16 protein-coding genes are annotated in these 18891 nt (G+C 49.3%); 4 read left to right on the top strand and 12 right to left on the bottom strand.

Annotated elements, in window-relative coordinates; translation table 11 throughout:
• Window positions 1–448 precede the first annotated feature (448 nt).
• Complete coding sequence (locus ACOMG9_RS08990) at window positions 449–1495, top strand: porin (protein ID WP_448216672.1); 1047 nt, start codon at window positions 449–451, stop codon at window positions 1493–1495.
• A gap of 297 nt (window positions 1496–1792) precedes the next feature.
• Window positions 1793–3985 carry a WD40 repeat domain-containing protein gene (locus ACOMG9_RS08985; RefSeq protein WP_448216671.1) on the top strand — a complete coding sequence of 731 codons (2193 nt, stop codon included), beginning with the start codon at window positions 1793–1795 and terminating at the stop codon, window positions 3983–3985.
• A 313-nt stretch (window positions 3986–4298) separates the two neighbouring features.
• On the opposite strand, the gene ACOMG9_RS08980 is transcribed toward ACOMG9_RS08985, so the two are convergent.
• The 3 genes from ACOMG9_RS08980 to rluC form a co-directional block, all read right to left on the bottom strand.
• Window positions 4299–5285 carry a S49 family peptidase gene (locus ACOMG9_RS08980; RefSeq protein ID WP_422133341.1) on the bottom strand — a complete coding sequence of 329 codons (987 nt, stop codon included), beginning with the start codon at window positions 5283–5285 and terminating at the stop codon, window positions 4299–4301.
• An 82-nt stretch (window positions 5286–5367) separates the two neighbouring features.
• Complete coding sequence (locus ACOMG9_RS08975) at window positions 5368–6030, bottom strand: HAD family hydrolase (RefSeq protein WP_448216670.1); 663 nt, start codon at window positions 6028–6030, stop codon at window positions 5368–5370.
• 76 nt (window positions 6031–6106) lie between these two features.
• Entirely contained in the window at window positions 6107–7090 is a 984-nt protein-coding gene (gene rluC / locus ACOMG9_RS08970; protein WP_448216669.1) for a 23S rRNA pseudouridine(955/2504/2580) synthase RluC, read from the bottom strand.
• 571 nt (window positions 7091–7661) lie between these two features.
• Between rluC and rne the strand changes: the two genes are divergently transcribed.
• On the top strand, window positions 7662–10613 hold the full coding sequence (gene rne / locus ACOMG9_RS08965) for a ribonuclease E (RefSeq protein WP_448216668.1): 2952 nt from the start codon (window positions 7662–7664) through the stop codon (window positions 10611–10613).
• 297 nt (window positions 10614–10910) lie between these two features.
• Window positions 10911–11255: an RING finger domain-containing protein gene (locus ACOMG9_RS08960; RefSeq protein ID WP_448216667.1), complete on the top strand. Its 345-nt coding sequence runs from the start codon at window positions 10911–10913 to the stop codon at window positions 11253–11255.
• A gap of 215 nt (window positions 11256–11470) precedes the next feature.
• On the opposite strand, the gene ACOMG9_RS08955 is transcribed toward ACOMG9_RS08960, so the two are convergent.
• The 9 genes from ACOMG9_RS08955 to ACOMG9_RS08915 form a co-directional block, all read right to left on the bottom strand.
• Window positions 11471–12235 (bottom strand): DeoR/GlpR family transcriptional regulator, encoded by a 765-nt coding sequence (locus ACOMG9_RS08955; RefSeq protein ID WP_422137096.1) that lies wholly within the window; start codon window positions 12233–12235, stop codon window positions 11471–11473.
• 164 nt (window positions 12236–12399) lie between these two features.
• Window positions 12400–13857 (bottom strand): L,D-transpeptidase family protein, encoded by a 1458-nt coding sequence (locus tag ACOMG9_RS08950; RefSeq protein ID WP_494530105.1) that lies wholly within the window; start codon window positions 13855–13857, stop codon window positions 12400–12402.
• 171 nt (window positions 13858–14028) lie between these two features.
• Window positions 14029–15042 (bottom strand): UDP-N-acetylmuramate dehydrogenase, encoded by a 1014-nt coding sequence (gene murB / locus ACOMG9_RS08945; protein ID WP_448216665.1) that lies wholly within the window; start codon window positions 15040–15042, stop codon window positions 14029–14031.
• A gap of 3 nt (window positions 15043–15045) precedes the next feature.
• Complete coding sequence (locus tag ACOMG9_RS08940) at window positions 15046–15528, bottom strand: low molecular weight protein-tyrosine-phosphatase (RefSeq protein ID WP_448216664.1); 483 nt, start codon at window positions 15526–15528, stop codon at window positions 15046–15048.
• A gap of 25 nt (window positions 15529–15553) precedes the next feature.
• Window positions 15554–16345 carry a 3-deoxy-manno-octulosonate cytidylyltransferase gene (kdsB, locus tag ACOMG9_RS08935; RefSeq protein WP_448216663.1) on the bottom strand — a complete coding sequence of 264 codons (792 nt, stop codon included), beginning with the start codon at window positions 16343–16345 and terminating at the stop codon, window positions 15554–15556.
• Window positions 16345–16566, bottom strand: coding sequence for a Trm112 family protein (locus ACOMG9_RS08930; protein ID WP_448216662.1), 222 nt, complete (start codon window positions 16564–16566; stop codon window positions 16345–16347). Before ACOMG9_RS08930 ends, kdsB begins: the two co-directional genes overlap by 1 nt.
• Window positions 16547–17608 (bottom strand): tetraacyldisaccharide 4'-kinase, encoded by a 1062-nt coding sequence (gene lpxK, locus ACOMG9_RS08925; RefSeq protein WP_448216661.1) that lies wholly within the window; start codon window positions 17606–17608, stop codon window positions 16547–16549. The genes ACOMG9_RS08930 and lpxK overlap by 20 nt, the downstream gene beginning before the upstream one ends.
• A gap of 97 nt (window positions 17609–17705) precedes the next feature.
• On the bottom strand, window positions 17706–18134 hold the full coding sequence (locus ACOMG9_RS08920; RefSeq protein WP_448216660.1) for an ExbD/TolR family protein: 429 nt from the start codon (window positions 18132–18134) through the stop codon (window positions 17706–17708).
• On the bottom strand, window positions 18134–18763 hold the full coding sequence (locus tag ACOMG9_RS08915) for a MotA/TolQ/ExbB proton channel family protein (protein ID WP_422133329.1): 630 nt from the start codon (window positions 18761–18763) through the stop codon (window positions 18134–18136). The genes ACOMG9_RS08920 and ACOMG9_RS08915 overlap by 1 nt, the downstream gene beginning before the upstream one ends.
• Window positions 18764–18891 lie beyond the last annotated feature (128 nt).

Raw genomic sequence — 18891 nt, 5'->3', positions numbered from 1 at the left:
CAGCCTGACGGACAACTCATTCGATCCACTGAAACAAACTGTTTTTACGCTCTATGAAAGCACTTTGTTTTAGCCTCTTGCAATAAAGAGGAGAAGACAAAACCCTTTCACCAATCCGATTATGCCGGAAACACTTTAAAGACAATAAACCCTGAAAACAAAAAAGCCGGCATCAATGACTCTGGGTTGATGCCGGCAAATACACACAACACATGAACCGGAGTAGACGATTCATGAGGATTAGATTACCCACCCCGACTCCTCTCAGCCAGTGAAAGAAATCACTCAGCCCATTGAACTGACCAATAAGTAATTTACACGGTAAGCGGCCAACTAACACATTCGCGATTTCGATATAACCATTGATGCTTTCAACGTGACCCGTTAGTACAACTACATAACAATCTTGGCTCAACATTAAACACACAATCAGTTGGGATACGTAACCATGCACAAAAAGATTCTGGCCGCAGCAGTAGCCACCGCAGTGGCAGGTCCAGCAATGGCAGTGAACGTTTTTGACGACGGCACAAGCAGCCTGAGTATTGGTGGCCGTGTTGGTGTTGTTGCCAAGAATAAGAATGGCGATAACACCCTGAACAACGACAGCGCTCGTATTAATTTTAAATTCGCGCACAAGTTTGACAGTGGATGGACCGGCCAGGGTGTTGCAGAGTGGGGCTTCCGCGCTCAAGATGAATACGAAAATGGTGAGAAGAAAGACACTTTCTTTAACCGTCTGGGCTATGTTGGCCTGAGCCATGAAGAAATGGGTGCATTCGCTGCCGGTAAAAACTGGAGCGTAACTTATGACGTTTCCGGCTGGACAGACATGTATGCCATCGGTGGTGGTAGCGCTCTGGGTATCTATGACGGTCGCAAAGGCGGCGACTTCGACGGTACTGCCCGAGCCGATGATGTTATCCAGTACCGCAACAGCTTCGGTGGTCTGAACATCGGCCTTCAATACCAAATGGAAGATCACACGGTATCAGATGCCCAGCGTGATTCTGGTTACGGCATCTCTGCCAGCTATGATCTGGCCATGGGCCTCTCTCTGGGTGCCACCTACTCTGAAACCAAGTATAAAGACCAGGAAAAGTCCAAGTCTGCCACTGCCGGTCTGAAATTTGAAAACGAAAGACTGTACCTGGCTGCCATGTACGGCGAGCTGACAAATAAAACTCAACTGAATGGCAACGACGACGTCTACGCCGACGCCAAGTCCAAGGGTATTGAACTTTATGGTCGACTGGCTATGAACAATGTTCTGCAGGGTTTCTCTCTGGAAGCAGGTTATAATGAGCTGAAAGACAACAGTTCAGCAAACGATGACCAGTTTAAGGAAACTCTGAAAGAAACCATGATTGGCGCCATTTATGAAACTGGCCCAATGCAGTTTGCCGTTGAATACGCCATCGACGACAGCAAAAATAATCTTGGCAAGAAGGAGGGTGACAACACCCTGTCTCTGCAGGCGCGTTACTACTTCTAATTGCCCATCAGGCACAGCACGAAAAAGGCCAGCAAATCGCTGGCTTTTTTTTACAGAAATCCATTTCAGCCTTTATTTCTCAAGCACTCAATTACAAAGACACATTCTGACCTTTAAAGAAAAAAACATAAGAATCATTAATCAATACTCATTCTTAATGGCAAATCAGCATACCAGCAACTTTGCATGTGGCTCTATTTTTTGAACTATTGTCCCAAAAAAGACTCTAATCTATTAAACCAACTCTGAATATCATTCTTGATTGCAGGAAAATATCTATCCAGGGAGGGAGCAAGTATGACTCGCATAAATGATAATTACGGCATTGTTGGCCTGTCAGAACCAAAGCAATCCCGGTCAGAGACAACGACCGGAGTCAGTTCGGGAAAGCATGTAACAGCACCTGATAAGCCACAACATTCATTGGCAAATTTGCCCCCCTTGGCACAATCGGAAATTTTTAAATATCTGGATCTTCGCTCTGTTAGCAGCTTGGAAAGGGCATCCCGCCTTTTTCAGGGCGCTACCAAACAAGGCGATACTCTGGCAAAGAATTGGTATGGCCGGTTTCCCTCTTCACACCAGACTCAATTAAAGAGAATACTCAGTAACAAAGATGACAAACAGCTCACTGAATGGTTGCAGCGCTTTACCGATGATGAGGCGTTAATCGATTCAGTCATGAAACGCCGCGAGAGTGTTTATTTTCCTGCTCTGTTCTTTTTCACTGTCAGTAAAGTGATGTCTCAATGTAAAACATTTAAATTAGAGACAACCAGCATTTCCCATAACAGCAGCATCAACTCAGCGTCCTTAAGCGCCGATGGCCGCCATATGATAACTGTTGGTGACGATCATAGGGTGAAAATCTATGCTCTGGGAGAGGATGGAACACTGGAAGAAAAACTCACCATTTCCCATAGTGGCCGTATCAAATCAGCCAGATTCAGCGACGATGGCAGCAAGGTCGTGACCATCAGCGACGATCACAGTGTGAAAATCCTTGGCCAGGAGGTCGATGGATCATGGCAAGAAAAAATCACCATTCACCATACTCGCAATATCAGGTCAGCTGAGCTCAGCCCCGATGGAAGCCATCTGGTGACCGCCAGTGACGATCACACGGCGAAAATCTATGGCCAGAACGTCGATGGATCATGGGAAGAAAAAACCACCATTTACCATACTGATAAGGTCAACTCAGCCACCTTCAGCGCCGACAACCAACATGTCGTAACCACCAGTGACGATCATACGGTGAAAATCCACAGCCATAAAGCTGGGGGATCATGGGTAGAAAAAACCACCATTTCCAATAATGGTTTGGACAAACCAACAATCTTTAGTGCCGATGGCTGTCGTGTAGTGACCTTCAGTAGCGATAACACGGCGAAAATCTATCTGAAACTCAATGGATTATGGGTCGAAGAAGATACCATTTTGCATAATGCTCCCATGAAGTCAGCCAGCTTTAGTGACGATGGTCGCCATTTGATAATCCTCAGTGGCGATAACAGGTTGAGAATGTATACCCGGGGGGCCAGTGGATCATGGATAGAAGAAGACACCGTCGCCGTGACTGGTTGGAGCCGCTCAACGGTCTATAGCGAGCAAGGCCTCTATGCAATTGATATCAAGGACAATGGCACTGCGACAATCCTTGGCCGGAACGGCGATGGATCATGGGTAGAAAAAACCACCATTTCTAATAAAGGTCCTGTCAACTCAGCCAGCTTCAGCATCAAGGGCCACCACCTGGTGACCATCAGTAACGACTACAGAGCGAAAATCTACGACTGGGGTATCGATGGATCATGGAAAGCAAAAACCATCGTTTCCCATAATGATAAGATCAACTCAGCCACCTTCAGCGCCGATGGTCGCCATCTGGCAACCGCCAGTGACGATCACACAGCAAAAATTTATGGCAGGGAGACCGATGGATCATGGGTAGAAAAAGCCACTATTTTCCATAAGGACAAGGTCAGATCAGCCATCTTCAGCGCTGATGGTTGTCACTTAGTGACCATCTGTGACGATCACACGGCCAAAGTCTATGACAAGATGGCCGACGGATCATGGGTAGAAAGAGTCACCATTACCCATGAGGGTCGAATCAGTTCAGCTGCTTTCAGCGCCAATGGCCGCCATCTGGTGACCACCAGTGACGATTGCACGGCGAAAATTTATGAACTGGGGGCCGATGAATTATGGACAGAAAAAGTCACCATTTCCCATAATGACAAGGTCATATCAGCCAACATCAGCGCTGATGGGAACCATGTGGTAACGGCCAGTGACGATCACACAGCAATAGTCTACGGCAAGATGGCCGACGGATCATGGGTAAAAAAAGCCACCATTTCCCACGAGGGGCCCATCACATCAGCCTTCTTCAGCGCCGACCAACGCCATGTGGTGACCACCAGTAAGGACAAAACAGTACGAGTCACTAAATTGCTGAGGAGCGTGGGCAAGCAGCCAAATTGATTCAATCCAGAAGACATGGGTGACGACTGGATTCAGGGTGAGTGGAACTTCAAAGAGAGACTGGAAAACGACCAGAAGACAGAGGTTCCGTTGTACGCTGGAAAAGCTGATCTCAACTGGATCTGCAACAAACAAGGCCAGCAAATCGCTGGCCTTTCCAGGTTTAATTATACCAATCGAACTTTCTAATTCCCTATTGCACTGAAGATTTGAGCCTTAATCCTGCGTTGGCGATCGTCGCCTTGCCTTAAGGCTCAAATATCCATGCTCATCCCGGGAGTTAGAAAGCACGATGGGTCTTACTCGAAAAACATCACTGCAACGATAAGGAGTTCAACCCAAGCACCTTAACCGCAGTCGAAGCAACCCCGGCACCAAAATCTCTCGCAAAACGCTCGAAAGGAGTCAAACGCAGAGAAAAGTCGACAATTTCTTCTTCACCAATTACTTCGCGTGCTACATAACCGGCACTACCCAGACCATCCAGCAAACCCAGTTTTATTGCCTGTTCTCCTGTCCAGACCATGCCGGAAAAGATATCTTTATTATCAGACAGACGATCACCACGCCCCTGTTTTACGACATTAATAAATTGATTGTGGATCGTATCCAGAGACTGCTGCCAGCGCTGAGTCGCTTCAAAGTCCTCGGGCTGAAAGGGGTCATTGAAGGCTTTGAACTCACCTGCCGTATAGTTACGGCGGGTCACGCCCAGCTTTTTCATAGCCTCGACAAAGCCAAAACCGGAAGAAATCACTCCAATGGAACCGACCAGACTGGCTTTATCTGCATAAATCTTATCTGCCGCCGCCGCCACGTAGTAGCCACCAGAAGCACCGATATCCATGACTACTGCGTAGAGGGGAGTCTTAGGATACAAGCCTCTCAGCCGCCTGATCTCGTCATAGATATAGCCAGACTGAACCGGGCTGCCACCGGGGCTGTTAATACGAAGAATAACCCCCTTGGTACCTTTATCTTCAAAGGCTGCACGCAGCCCGGTAACCACAGAGTCGGCATTGACATCATCGGTTCCGATAACACCGTCCAACTCTACAAGGGCAGTATGGGATGCACTGGCTGGAGCACCAGAAAGATCTACATGCATGGCGTTGTAGAAAACACCAACGGATACAAACAACCAGATAAAAGTCAGAAGCTTGAAGAAAATCCCCCAGCGACGTGCACGACGCTGCTCTTTCAAAGCACCCTGGGCCAGGTTCTCAACCAGCTTCCAGGCACGCCCTTCTTTATCACCTGACTGTTCATAGTCATCACTCTCATTCCATGAACTACTCACTCAACTCACTCCTGCTATTTTCAACAAACTTCTCTGTCCCTTATTCGAACGGAGCACAAAAAAAGTTCTTTTTCTATGGCTGTCAGTGTTTGCCCAGCCAATCAATCAAATCATCAAAAGAGTCCACCGTATACACCGGATCATACTCTTTCAGCTTGCTTTCATCCTGAGCGCCATAAGTGACTGCCACACTATCCATACCAGCATTGGCAGCCATGGCCATATCAAACCCGGAATCTCCAACCATAAGCGCCTGATCTGCAGTTACACCGAACTCAGCAAGCAACTGTTCAAGCATCATCGGATGAGGTTTGGAATGGGCATCATCGGCTGTCCGACTGGCCTCGAAGAATGACTGGTAACCGTTAGCGGTCATTGAGCGCTCCAGGCCCGCTCTTTTTTTACCCGTAGCCACCGCCATTTTGATCCTCGTACCTTTCAGATGCTCCAACCCCCGGGTAACCCCGGGGAAAGGACGGGATGGCTTCTGCTCCAGCTTAAGATGAAAGAACCGGTACGCTTCACGATAAGCGGCGACCTGCCCGTCATCCAGCTCAGGATAGAGTCTTGCAACCGCCTCCCCCAGGCTCAGTCCAATTATGCTTTTATAAGTCTCATTTGAAAGAACAGGCAACGCCATGTTCTCTGCCGCCCTGACCAGGGCGGTTACGATATTGGGCACAGAATCAATCAAGGTTCCATCCCAGTCAAATACAACCAGTGAATACTCTTTTCTTTCCTTCATACCTGATCAATCTTCTACTGCTTGTCCAGATGTCTGTAACACGAGAAAAAAGACGCCATCAATATCCAAAAAAATATTAATTCCTGATCGTCTCAAGTAAATCCTCAAGATCTTTCGGCAAAGGGGCATCAATTGTCAAAGGCTGGCCATCTGGCAGAACCAGCTTAAGTTTGGCGGCATGAAGAAACAGTCGCTTCAGCCCGAACTGCCTGAATCGTTTATTATCTTCATCTGGCGTGTATTTATCATCTCCAAGAATCGGGTACCCGGCGTGCAGACAATGCACCCTGATCTGGTGCGTTCTACCAGTAACCGGACTGGCCTCTACCAGAGTGGCTGCTTCATTGGCGTAACTGAATCTCTCAAGCACCTGATAAAGGGTTTTTGAACGCTTACCCTCTATATCCACCGTCACCATCCGCTCTCCGGATCGAAGGGTATTTTTCAGCAAAGGGGCATTCACAAGAACTTTCCTGCTCGGCCAGCGACCCAGGACGAGGGCGTTGTAGATTTTACTGATTTTATCTTCCTTCAGCTGAGCATGAAGATAACGAAGCATGCTTCGCTTTCTGGCAATCATCAGGCAGCCCGAAGTATCCCGGTCCAAACGATGCACCAGTTCCAAACTTCGATCCTGAGGGCGGATGTTTCTCAGAGTCTCAATAACGCCATAAGAGATACCACTGCCACCATGAACAGCAATACCGGCTGGCTTATTGATGATAATCAGAGATTTGTCTTCATAGAGGATGGCATCTTCCAGCTTCTGGATAATAACAGCCCCAGGCGTTGCCATGAGAGCCTTTTCAGAAATCCTGACAGGTGGAACCCTTAACAGATCTCCATCCTGAAGCCGGTAATCTGCAGTTACGCGCTTTTTGTTTACTCGTACTTCACCTTTACGGATGATTCTGTAAACCCGGGTTTTAGGCACACCTTTGAGAATCCGTACCAGATAATTATCGACCCGTTGCCCGGCATCTTCGCTGTCAATATTGATCATTTTTACCGCTGGGCGGGGTTCTCCGGCTTGCCGGGAGTCGTTCTGATGTCTATCCATTGCGCTATAGTATCAGCTTTCCGTCATTTGAAGCACTTACAGATTACTGGTATAGTTGTTGCACTGCCTTATGCATATACGAGTAGGCAGTTCGATTTACGAATCCTGAGAGCGGCCGACAGCGGAATTGGCAAGTACGAAAGAGCCATAAAGCCACTTGAACCAGAGCCGATGACACTCAGGACAGATGAAACACCATCACGGCCCAGCCGTGTAAGATAAACAGCGCTACTCTCTGTCAAGCAGTGCACCCCCGGATTCCGGGCGTGAGGAGAACTCCGGGAAGATTGACATTATAATCGGCCTACTTTTTTATCGAGCCAATCGCTATCGATAAACGCCGAAAATTCCCGGTAAAACTGAATTTCCCCGCCCAGGGTGACCCGTCTGAATTAAGACCTGGTCACCGGTTTGATGCTAAATAGTTACAAAGCTGGTTAAAGAAGTACTGGGAAGTAACCCTGATAGCACAGATTATAAACCGGCAGTTCCGCATCAGTGACGGACCGGAAGACAAGAAAACGGGCAGTGCCGGCTTGAGAGGATAGCCTCTTAATGTATTCGGTACTCTATGAAGAGAATGTTAATCAACGCAACTCAGTCTGAAGAGTTGCGCGTCGCGCTGGTTGATGGCCAGCGCCTTTACGATCTGGACATCGAGTCCGGCGCTCGTAAACAGAAAAAAGCTAACATCTACAAAGGAAAAATCACCCGGGTTGAACCCAGCCTGGAAGCAGCTTTTGTCGATTTTGGTGCTGAACGTCACGGATTCCTCCCCCTTAAGGAGATCTCCAGGGAATACTTCAGCTCCCCTCATCAAGGTGGTCGCCCCAACATCAGGGACGTTATCAAAGAGGGGCAGGAAGTCATTGTTCAGGTAGATAAGGAAGAGCGCGGCAATAAGGGCGCTGCTCTCACGACGCTGGTCAGTCTGGCCGGTCGTTATCTGGTTCTGATGCCCAACAACCCAAGAGCCGGCGGCATTTCGCGTCGCATCGAGGGTAATGAACGGGCTGAACTCCGTGAAATCCTGAGCAACCTCAAGATCCCTTCCGAAATGGGTGTTATTGTCCGCACAGCAGGTCTCGGTTGCTCCGGAGATGAACTGCAGTGGGACCTCGATTACCTGCTTCAACTCTGGAGTTCCATCAAGGATGCGGCACAAAAGCCAGCACCTATGCTGATTTACCAGGAAAGCAACGTCATTATCCGGGCAATCAGGGACTATCTGCGTCAGGACATTGGCGAAGTTCTGATCGACAAATCCAGCGTATTTGACGAAGCAGTGGATTTCATCACGCAGGTTATGCCCCAGTACCAGCACAAGGTCAAGCTATACAAAGACAGCATCCCGCTGTTCAACCGCTTCCAGATCGAATCTCAGATCGAAACAGCTTTTCAGCGTGAAGTTGAGCTGCCTTCGGGTGGTTCCATTGTCATTGACCCCACTGAAGCCCTGGTTTCCATAGATATTAACTCCGCCCGGGCAACCCGTGGTGGCGATATTGAAGAAACGGCACTCAACACCAACCTGGAAGCGGCCGATGAAATCGCCCGTCAGCTCAGGCTCCGTGATATCGGCGGGCTGATCGTGATCGACTTCATCGACATGAGCCACAACCGCAATCAGCGTGAAGTCGAGAATCGCATTCGTCAGGCACTCTCCATGGATCGCGCACGCGTGCAGACCGGACGTATTTCTCTTTTCGGACTGCTGGAAATGTCTCGCCAGCGTCTGCGCCCGTCACTGGGTGAAACCAGCGGTGTGGTCTGCCCAAGATGCTCTGGCCAGGGCACTATCCGTGATATTGAATCCCTGGCCCTGTCAATCCTGCGCCTGATGGAAGAAGAAGCTCTCAAAGACAAGACTTCTGAAATCCGTGCCCAGGTGCCGGTCGCTGTTGCTGCCTTCCTGTTGAATGAGAAACGCCAGACCATCGCCAAGATTGAGAAGCGTCACAAGATTCGCATTGTTGCGATTCCCAATCCAAACCTGGAAACACCGCATTACGACGTACAGCGTCTGAGAGATGATCACGTGCTGGAAGGCTCCGAGAGCAGCTACGAAATCATCACTGCTGACGAGCCACAGGAAGAAAAAGTAACCTCTTCACAGACCAGGGCAACTCCACGTCAGGAAGCGGCGGTTAAAAACCTAGCTCCATCTCAACCCGCACCCGCTCTGGCTGAAAAACAAGGCCTGCTGAAGTCTTTTGTCAAAGCAATTGGTGGTCTTTTTACGGCCGAAGAAGCCTCACAAAAGCCTACCCAGGCTGAAACCCAAAAGCCTGCTCCTCAGCAGCGCCAGCCAAGAGATCGCAATAGTCAACAGCGCGACTCTCAGCAGCGAGATCATCGTGGCCAACGCCAGCAACGCAACAAGCCACCGCACCGCAAAGAGCAGGCTGATGATCGTCAGGCTCGGAATGAGCGCCGTCGCAGTAGTCGCCAACAGGACGAGAGAAGAGAGAACTCGCCCCGTCAGGAACGCGTTGCTCGCCAGCAGCCGGAGGAGCGCAGCTCTCGTCGCCAGCAACAGGAAAGAAGAGATCGCCGTGAGCCTCTGACAGATCAGAAACATCAGGATCAGGCCATTTCCGAGCAGCAGGAAGATAACCGTCGCCGTCGTCGTCCCGGCTCTGCACATCGCAGAAGAAACAACCGTCCCTCCCAGAGAGATCGTAGCCAACTGGAACAGCCCTCACTACCCTCTCTGTCTCAGCCTGAAGAAGGCAAGACGGAAGTACCATCGCAACCTGCTGCCGCCAGAACGAGTGCAGCTGTAAAAGAACCTGTAGAACAGACCTCTCAAAAACAGAGTGCTAAACCGGCTCTTCAGCAGGACCTAAGGGCCTCTCAGGAAGTAGAAGCCCCACTGGAAGCACCGACTGAAAAGATGGCTGCCAGAGAATCTGAACAGAAAGCATCCCACCAGCCAGAAAGGGTCGATGCTATTGCCGAAACGCCAGCAACAAGACAGGCTGAGGAAGCGGTTAGCAAGGCAGCTCCTGCCAACGGGCAGAAGCCTCAGGCTGAAGATACCCGACCTGCTAACCCACCAGTTGTTGAGGCACCTGAAACTGCAGCGCCTCGCATGACTGAAATGGCCAAGGCAGTCGCTGCCAGCAGCCACAGGGATGCAGTCCCTCTCCAGAAGCCAAATGTTCCGGTTCAACAAAGCGTTGAACCCACAGTCGCAAAAGCAGAAGAACCTGCCAAGCCCGCAACTCCAGCAATTGAGAGCAGCAGGGAAACCGCTCCGGCACCGGTTGCTGAAGCAGCACCTCAACAGCAGGAAGCACGCAAAGCTGCCGAACCCGAAGCAGCAGCCGAGCCAACATCAAATGTTGTTGAGTTCAGCAAGAAAGAAGAACCTGCCCCCCGCCGCAGACGCAGCAGGGCTCACAACGACCCTCGCATGAAGCGTCGTCAGGAGCAACAGCAGGCTTCAACAGCCCAGCAGCCCGAAAGCAAGCCATCTGAAGATGAGCAACCTGCTGTCTCTGCATCACAGGAAAATTAATCATCAAGCCCGGTGGACTATCATCGGGCTGTTATGACTCCAGTGATGAGAGTTCATCATTTCAAGCTGTCATGTTGCAATGACGCCCATAGAAAAAGGAGAGGCAATGCCCCTCCTTTCTTGTCTTAAAACTCATATCTTCATGCTTATTACGGGAGTTGGAAAACACGATTGACGTTGCAACTCCGATTACATCGTTACCGCTTTCAATAACCACAAAAAATACAGAGGATCAGGGAACTAAAAGAGATAACGCAAGTCAGATAAATATAAGCCAAGCAAACAGGAGTAAATATCATGAACGGAATCACAACCCCTTCTGACCAATATTACTGGCCCGCTACTGAATATATGCAAGAGGACGAATGTGCTATTTGTTATTTTAGTTTTGCAGAAAAAGAAGTATCGGTTACCAAATGCGCCAACAATTTTCACACATCCTGTCTGGAAACCTGGCTAGAGCATGGAGATGTATGTGCTATGTGTAGGACTCCCCTCAAGGATAGGACTATCCAGCAAGAGGACCCATTTGTTCAGATCTTAAGAGAGGCTGGTAACTTCACACCTATCCTGCACTTGGTGGACCCTGACCTCAATGACTTGCATTTTTTAAATTTGTTGATTGAAGCTCGCTACAGCTGAAGGAATGGCGATAGTATGTAAACCAACGGGCCTTACTCATTGAGATAAGAGCTTGATCCTCTTTACCTGAAAGTCCGCCGGATTCTGGCTGGTGTATGGCTGAAAGTCCTTAGACAGATGAAGGTTGAATCTTGTATGGCTATAAGGGCGATTTGGTGCTCTTTAACCATTAACCTTTTTTGAAAAAAACACTTTTTATGCGCAACAATGATCCGTTATTCGCAAATTACCATCTCTATCGCGCAATTTGCCATAACCTCTTTAAGCGGCTCAGGAGGCTCAACATCCGTGAATAAGACATCAATCTGCTCAAGATGACCCAGCCTGACCATAGCACTGCGACCATATTTACTGTGATCCGCTGCCAGGAAACAGTGTTTGGCATTACCAATCATGGCCTGAGCGACCCTGACTTCATGGTAATCGAAGTCCATCAGGGCACCGTCCATATCGATGCCACTGATGCCCATGACGGCATAATCCACTCTGAATTGCTCAATAAAATCCCGGGTTGCCTGACCGACAATACCGCCATCACGATTACGGACTTCCCCCCCTGCAATGACAACGGTAAAGTCTTCGCGCTGCAGCAAAATTGACGCCACATGAAGGTTATTGGTAACGACTCTTAACGCCTTGTGATTCAACAATGCCCTGGCCACAGCTTCAGTTGAAGTACCGATATTGATAAACAGTGATGCACCATCGGGGATTCTTTTTACCAGCTCGGCAGCAATACAAGCCTTTTCTTCACTCAGGCTCATCTTGCGCTCTGAATAAGCCGTGTTGACTGTACTACTGGACGGCATACCTGCACCACCGTGATGCCTTGAGATCAGGTTCTTTTTGTCCAGCTCATTCAAATCTCTGCGAATCGTTTGGGCAGCCACTTTAAAGTGTTGCACCAATTCATCGGTCGTCATAAAGCCATGCTGACGAATCAAATCAACAATCAATTCCTGACGATGGGTCTGAGGTATAGAAGATACAGCAGCTGTCTTGGCAGTCATCCGAAAACTCTTGTCAGCTAAAACACCCTGCGCAGCAGAGTGTCAATCCATGGAGATATTCCAATCAATCCCTTCAGGATACCAACTTCAAATGCTCGTGGCGAAGAAAATTCGAACGTCTCCAGTGGTTGCAATTACAGTCCGGACAGCAATGCATCATCCAGATTGTAGATATCCTGCCTGAAGCGGACACGACCATGACTGTCTGGCCAGGCAGTGAAGTAAACAAAATAGAGTGGAACAGGCTTTCTGAGTTTTAACTTGCCCGTCTCCGAAGTGGCTTGCAAAGTCCTTGCTTCATTTTCCATTCCCTGGCTTTTAAGAATATTGCCAATTAAATGTTCAATATTTTCAACCCGGGTGCAACCGGAACTGAAGGCTCTGACAGATTCCTTAAAAAGATCCGGCTTGTCAGTATCATGCAGGTAAATACTGTAGGCATTGGGAGAGTCGAGCTTATATTTGCCCAGTGGATTCACCTTCCCCGGCTTCTGCTCCAGACGATAGGGAAAGACTCTGCGATTGTATTTTTTCCAGTTAATCGTGTCAGGATCCAGCTCTCTTGCAGTTGACTTCCAACTTTCATACACAGAAAAACCCTCACGTTTCAGGAATGCAGGATCTTTCTGAGCCCTCCTCAATATCGAAGTCGAGGAAATAGAGCTAGGTACCCGCCAGTATGGATTCACTGTAATACTCTCTATACTTTCCTGAAAAATCGGAGTCTGGCGAGAAGGCTTGCCAACAATGGCGCGATAAAGCCTCTGTTTTCTTTGACTCGTCACCCAGGCCACATTAAAACCGGCAATATCCACCAGCACATGAGGATAAGGCAAGGATCTGGGCATCCACCTCATTCGCTCCATATTCACCTTCAGGACTTTGATTCTCTGAAGGGTTAATGCAATCAGAGCCTGACGAGTGCGCTCACCTACATATCCGTCTGCACGAATTCGATACTGCTTCTGTAATGTCTTGACCACTGACATGTGGGATCGACTGTAATACCCTGTCGGCAGACGATCAGCCAGATCCAGATCAAATAACCATTGGTTCAGAATCAAAATGGAAGGATGCCGATCCCCTTCTTGCAGCACCATACTGGACGGAAAGTGATCAGCAGCCGCCTCCAGATAGGTATAAAACCGTTGTAGCGCTCTCATCAACAACTCATATTGCGGCAGCCTGGGCTCAATCATATCAAGCGAGTTAGAGTCCATATGCTCCTGCAATACAGGCAAAGTAGCTGTGTCTGCAATTCTCCACCCCGGCTGATAAACCCTTCTGTCCAGTCGCCCGGTATCCAGATAAGCTGCAAATTCGTAAGCGACTTTTCGAACATTCTGCTCGGAGGGATCAATCGCCAGCTGCAACCACTGACTCTGTGGAAATTCAATACCATGCAGGGGTGCTGTCGACATCCAGCTGATCAACTGCTCACTGGAAGCAGCTTGTGAATACCCTTCACTCTTGATTTGGATTTCGGGATCTGAAGATACTGAAGGGACTGATAACCAGTCCTCGGCGGACACGGTTGTAGCAGATAGGTTAACAAAGAGGTACGGCAATACTAACGATAGAAAACCACGCATGAAAGCTCCATTTACAGTACAAGCCTCACTGCATAAAAGGCTTTCATCGAACAGAAAACATCTCGTACTTTCTTAAGAGTAGACAGCCTGAAAAAGGGAGTTTTTCTTTATCATCAGAAGGGAAGGGGAATGCCAGAAAACTGGCACTCGTGATTGGAAAAGCTCAAGAAATTAATAGACTCTTGGCTCCATCTCCAGCTCGACGCCAAATTTATTACGAACCACAGACTGAATATGCTTGGCCAGCCCCAGCAAATCATCGGGCTCTGCTCCACCATGATTGACCAGTACCAGAGCCTGCTTGTGATAAGTGCCTACCGATCCCTGACGAAAACCTTTCAGACCCGCCCTGTCGATCAGCCAGCCAGCGGCCAGCTTCCAGCGGCCTTCAAAGGGATAAGCGACGATATCAGGGTAATCTGCCTGCATCTTCTTCAAAAGTGCTTCATTCACTACAGGATTCTTAAAGAAGCTACCGGCATTACCCAGTTTCAGAGGGTCAGGCAATTTTTCCCTGCGAATATCAGAGACAGCTTCACTGATCACAAAAGCGTCTGGGCTCCCGTCTGAGCGCCGCTCTGCTTCCTGTTGTAAATCGCCATAAGAGAGTCTGGGCGACCACCTGGCATCAAGAGCAAACGAAACAGACGTGATAATAAAGCGATCTCGAGCTGATTGCTTGAAGATCGAGTCACGATAGCCAAACCGGCAATCCTCAAGAGAAAAGCTTTTCAGTTCTCCGGACTGGATATCCAGTGCATCCAAACTCCGGAAGTAATCTTTGATTTCAACACCATAGGCACCAATGTTCTGAATCGGTGCTGCACCCACACTCCCCGGAATCAGGGAAAGATTCTCAAAACCGAAAGCCTGTTCAGACAGAGTCCAGCGGACAAACTCATGCCAATTCTCACCCGCTCCCGCAGTCACGGTGACACATTCATCTTCACGAGAGATGACCTTTTTGCCAGGAATATTGATATGGACAAACAGAGCCTCCTGATCACCACTTAACACCAGATTGCTACCACCACCCAGGGGGACGAGGGGTAGATTCTTTGTGCTTGCAAAAGCAATGGCCTCACGGAGATTCTCAACCGAAACGGCATCAACAAAATAACGGGCATTGACCCTGAAACCAAAGGTATTCAGGGCCTGGAGGGAATAATTTTCAAGAATTCTCATGAACTACTGCAATTTGCTCCGATCATGATCTGTGATGTGCTCCAACAGTGACGCCCCTCCTTTCTCAACCAGAGACAACACTTCGGTAAAACCCTGCGCCCCACCATAATAGGGATCAGGCACTTCACGTTCAGAAACATCACTGAAAGACAGAAAAAGTTGTACTTTATGGCGGTACTCAGGCGGGCATATATCCAGCAAATCCCCGAGATTACTCTCATCCATGGCCAACACATAGTCAAACTCTTGAAAATCGGAGGTCAAGACCTGCCGTGAACGAATAAACGACAGATCATAGCCCAGACGTGAAGCTTCTGCTATTGACCGGCCATCGGGCTCTGCTCCCTTGTGCCAGCTACTGGTACCGGCTGAATCCACCCCGATCTGACCAGATAAACCGGCCTGCTCCACTAAATGAACAAACACACCGTGAGCGGTGGGAGAACGACAAATATTACCCAGACAGACAAAAAGTACCCGAATCATTCTTTTACCCTTGCTTGGCTGCCAATCAGGAAATATCTGCCAGCCTGTTCTCCATAAGCCCCCTGATCACTTCAAGATCATCTTCCGTATCAACCCCATGGGGAGGTGACTCCATGGCGTCGGCCACATGAATACGATGACCATTCCAAAGCAGCCGCAACTGCTCAAGCGACTCAGCGGACTCAACCGGACTCTGTTGCCACTGCACGTATTGATTCAACAGGTTGACACGATAGGCATAGATACCGATATGGCGTCTGAAAATATCCACCTTAGGCAGAGCTTTAGCACTGTCAGCAAAGTCATCTCTGGCCCATGGCACAGGAGCACGACTGAAGTAGAGAGCAAACCCTTCATGATCAGTTACTACCTTGACTACATTGGGATTAAACAGATCTTCCCGATTTCGCACAGGCTCCGAAAGGGTCGCAGCACCGGCCGAGTCAGCCTGGATGAGATTATTAGCCACCTGATTAATGACTTTTGCCGGAATCAATGGCTCATCCCCCTGCACGTTAACAATCACCTCATTGTCACCCATCTCATAAAGGCGGGTAACCTCCTGAAGACGATCGGTTCCGGAAGGATGGCCGGAGAGCGTCATGCAGGCCTCGGCATCGAAACTTTCAGCCACTTTGACAATACGCTCATCATCCGTCGCGATAATGACGCGAGTGGCGTGGCTCTCACAGGCCCGCTCATAGACGTGCTGAATCATGGGCTTACCACAGATATCAATCAGCGGCTTGCCGGGCAGACGACTGGAGCTGAATCGGGCAGGAATAACAACAGTAAACGCAGCATTGGAAGCACTCATCAGGCTGACGTATCCTCTTGGGAAGAAGTCGCCTCACCACCTTCAAGCCGCTCATCAGCAGTCAGGGTGCGGGCTTCGTTTTCCAGCATAACAGGAATACCATCACGAATGGGATAGGCCATGCCGCAGGGACGACAAATCAGCTCAGCCGCTGATTTGTCGTATTTCAGATCGCCCTTGCAGTGGGGACAGGCCAGAATCTCAAACAGCTTCTTGTCCATGGGTATCCTTATCAGGCCGGCTCTGCGGCCCTCGAGTTTCAATCAGTGTCAGAATTCGTTCAAAAACCGGCTCAGGCACCTGTGCCTGGACCGGCAGAAACCAGAAACGGGATTCTGCGAAAGCAGAACATTTTACTGCATCCTTGGCCGTCATGATAACGGGCAGATTGTCCCGAAACTGAAAATCTTCTTTCCTGAACCCATAATGATCGGGAAAAGGATGGGGAATCACCTCATACCCGAGCTTTTCCAGCGTTCTGAAAAAGCGCTCAGGATTACCTATGCCTGCCACTGCATGTATTTTTCCGGAGGCAGGAGGCAGACCTGCTTTTTGCCCATTGACAGGCTTAAGCGCACCTGGCTCAAGGGAAAAATGCTCAGAGTGACAATCCAGCGTTCCGGAGGGCTCGCCATTGATCAGCACCTGATCCACTTCCCGGAGTCTGCCGGGGGGTTCCCTGAGAGGTCCGGCAGGCAGAATAAGACCATTACCCAGCATTCTCTGGCCATCAATCACCACCAATTCAACATGGCGATCAAGATTATAGTGCTGAAGGCCATCATCAGCGATGATCAGATTACAATTTTTCTGTTCAATCAACGCCTTCGCTGCTGAAACCCGATCCGGGTCGATCATAATCGGAATATTCAACTGCTGAGCCAACATCACAGGCTCATCCCCGACCAGAGCAGGATCAGAGTCAGGCAATACTTCTGCGGGTAAATGAATACCCTTTCCGGCCCCAAAGCCCCGACTGGCAATCCCGGGCTTGAATCCCTGCTGGATTAATTTTGCCACCAGACTGGCCACAAAAGGCGTTTTACCGGTGCCCCCTACCGTAATGTTGCCAACGATAACAACAGGAACAGGCGACTGCCAGCGCTCGGAGCGCTCTAGTTTTAACCTGCGGTTTTGGGCTATTCGAGCGTATAAAAAGGACAATGGAAGCAACAGTCGGGTCCAGCACCCACGGCCATACCATGACTTGAGAACCGAGTCACTGAGTACTGCCTGCCAACGACGAGATTCCTTGCTTTCCATGAGGGGTCAGTTGCTCTCATAAAGAAAAAAATGCCAACGCAGTCTTTCGTGACTGCGTTTGTACCAGAGGTAACAGGCCTTTCAGGCTCATTTACCCTTACTGTTCCGATTCTACTGGTTTGCGCGTTGTCATACTGAGGTTGGCAAAACCGAGCTGACCGGCAGCATCCATGGCGGTGACTACTGACTGATAAGGTGTCTTGGCGTCTGCCGTAATAGTAAGAGGCAGATTGGAGTCTCCCTCACTGACTTTTGCCAGAGCGTTTTTCAATGTCTCCAAACCACTGTTCACAAGAGACTGGCCATTCACCGCATAATGACCTTCACGGCTGATGGTAATTTCCACCTGAGTTTTCTCAACAGACGCGCTCTGCTCGCCACTGGCTTCCGGTAAATCAATGGCCAGCTGGGTCTCTTTGGTGAAGGTCGTCGAGACCATAAAGAAGATCAGCAACAGAAAGACCACATCAATCAGCGGTGTCAGGTTCAGCGAGACTTCTTCCCGGGACTGGCGACGAAATTTCATCACTTGCCCTCGCGGTCTTTCAGCTTACGCTCTCCCTGAAGCACTTCCACCAGCTTGGTGGCTTCCTGCTCCATGGTCACCACCAGCTCATCCACACGACGGGTAAAATAACGGTGAAAGATCAGACTGGGAATCGCAACGGTCAGACCGGCTGCAGTGGTGATCAGGGCTTTGGAGATCCCCCCGGCCAGCACACCGGCATTACCTGTCCCTTCCAGCATGATCACTGTAAACACATCAATCATGCCAATAACCGTGCCCAGCAGGCCCAGTAAAGGGGCAATGGCAGCCACCGTTCCCAAAGTATTGAGATAACGCTCCAGCTCATGGATAACCCTGCCAGCCTGCTCCTCAATACTTTCTTTCATGATATCGCGGCCATAGCGGGCATTACTGATGCCTGCAGCAAGGATTTCACCCAACGGAGACCCACCCCTCAAGCCACTGACTTTCTTGTTGTCCAGATCATTATTCTTTATCCACTTCCAGACCTGAGACAAGGTATTTCTGGGCGCAATACGCGACGGTCTGAGTGTCCAGAGACGTTCAAAAATAATCGCCATGGCAATGACAGAACTAAGCAGGATTGGCAACATCAGCCAACCACCGGATTTCACCAACTCGAACACAGCTCATTCCCTTCCAGAAGCCTGTTTAATGGAAAGACTTTATCACAGAGCATCGGTTTAAAACCACGCACACCTGCGTATCAACCCTAATATTGCCAACAACACGAGTGCAAACATTGGAGACCCCC

The sequence above is a fragment of the Endozoicomonas sp. PH6C genome, assembly GCF_059322965.1.
The sequence above is the reverse complement of the archived record's forward strand: the minus strand, read 5'-3'. Positions and strand labels throughout refer to the sequence as shown.

Bases quoted from the DNA above. Each gene is read 5' to 3' on its own strand.
- ACOMG9_RS08990 (WP_448216672.1), top strand. From the start codon at position 449: ATGCACAAAAAGATTCTGGCCGCAGCAGTAGCCACCGCAGTGGCAGGT.
- ACOMG9_RS08985 (WP_448216671.1), top strand. From the start codon at position 1,793: ATGACTCGCATAAATGATAATTACGGCATTGTTGGCCTGTCAGAACCA.
- ACOMG9_RS08975 (WP_448216670.1), bottom strand. From the start codon at position 6,030: ATGAAGGAAAGAAAAGAGTATTCACTGGTTGTATTTGACTGGGATGGA.
- rluC (WP_448216669.1), bottom strand. From the start codon at position 7,090: ATGGATAGACATCAGAACGACTCCCGGCAAGCCGGAGAACCCCGCCCA.
- rne (WP_448216668.1), top strand. From the start codon at position 7,662: ATGAAGAGAATGTTAATCAACGCAACTCAGTCTGAAGAGTTGCGCGTC.
- ACOMG9_RS08960 (WP_448216667.1), top strand. From the start codon at position 10,911: ATGAACGGAATCACAACCCCTTCTGACCAATATTACTGGCCCGCTACT.
- ACOMG9_RS08950 (WP_494530105.1), bottom strand. From the start codon at position 13,857: ATGCGTGGTTTTCTATCGTTAGTATTGCCGTACCTCTTTGTTAACCTA.
- murB (WP_448216665.1), bottom strand. From the start codon at position 15,042: ATGAGAATTCTTGAAAATTATTCCCTCCAGGCCCTGAATACCTTTGGT.
- ACOMG9_RS08940 (WP_448216664.1), bottom strand. From the start codon at position 15,528: ATGATTCGGGTACTTTTTGTCTGTCTGGGTAATATTTGTCGTTCTCCC.
- kdsB (WP_448216663.1), bottom strand. From the start codon at position 16,345: ATGAGTGCTTCCAATGCTGCGTTTACTGTTGTTATTCCTGCCCGATTC.
- ACOMG9_RS08930 (WP_448216662.1), bottom strand. From the start codon at position 16,566: ATGGACAAGAAGCTGTTTGAGATTCTGGCCTGTCCCCACTGCAAGGGC.
- lpxK (WP_448216661.1), bottom strand. From the start codon at position 17,608: ATGGAAAGCAAGGAATCTCGTCGTTGGCAGGCAGTACTCAGTGACTCG.
- ACOMG9_RS08920 (WP_448216660.1), bottom strand. From the start codon at position 18,134: ATGAAATTTCGTCGCCAGTCCCGGGAAGAAGTCTCGCTGAACCTGACA.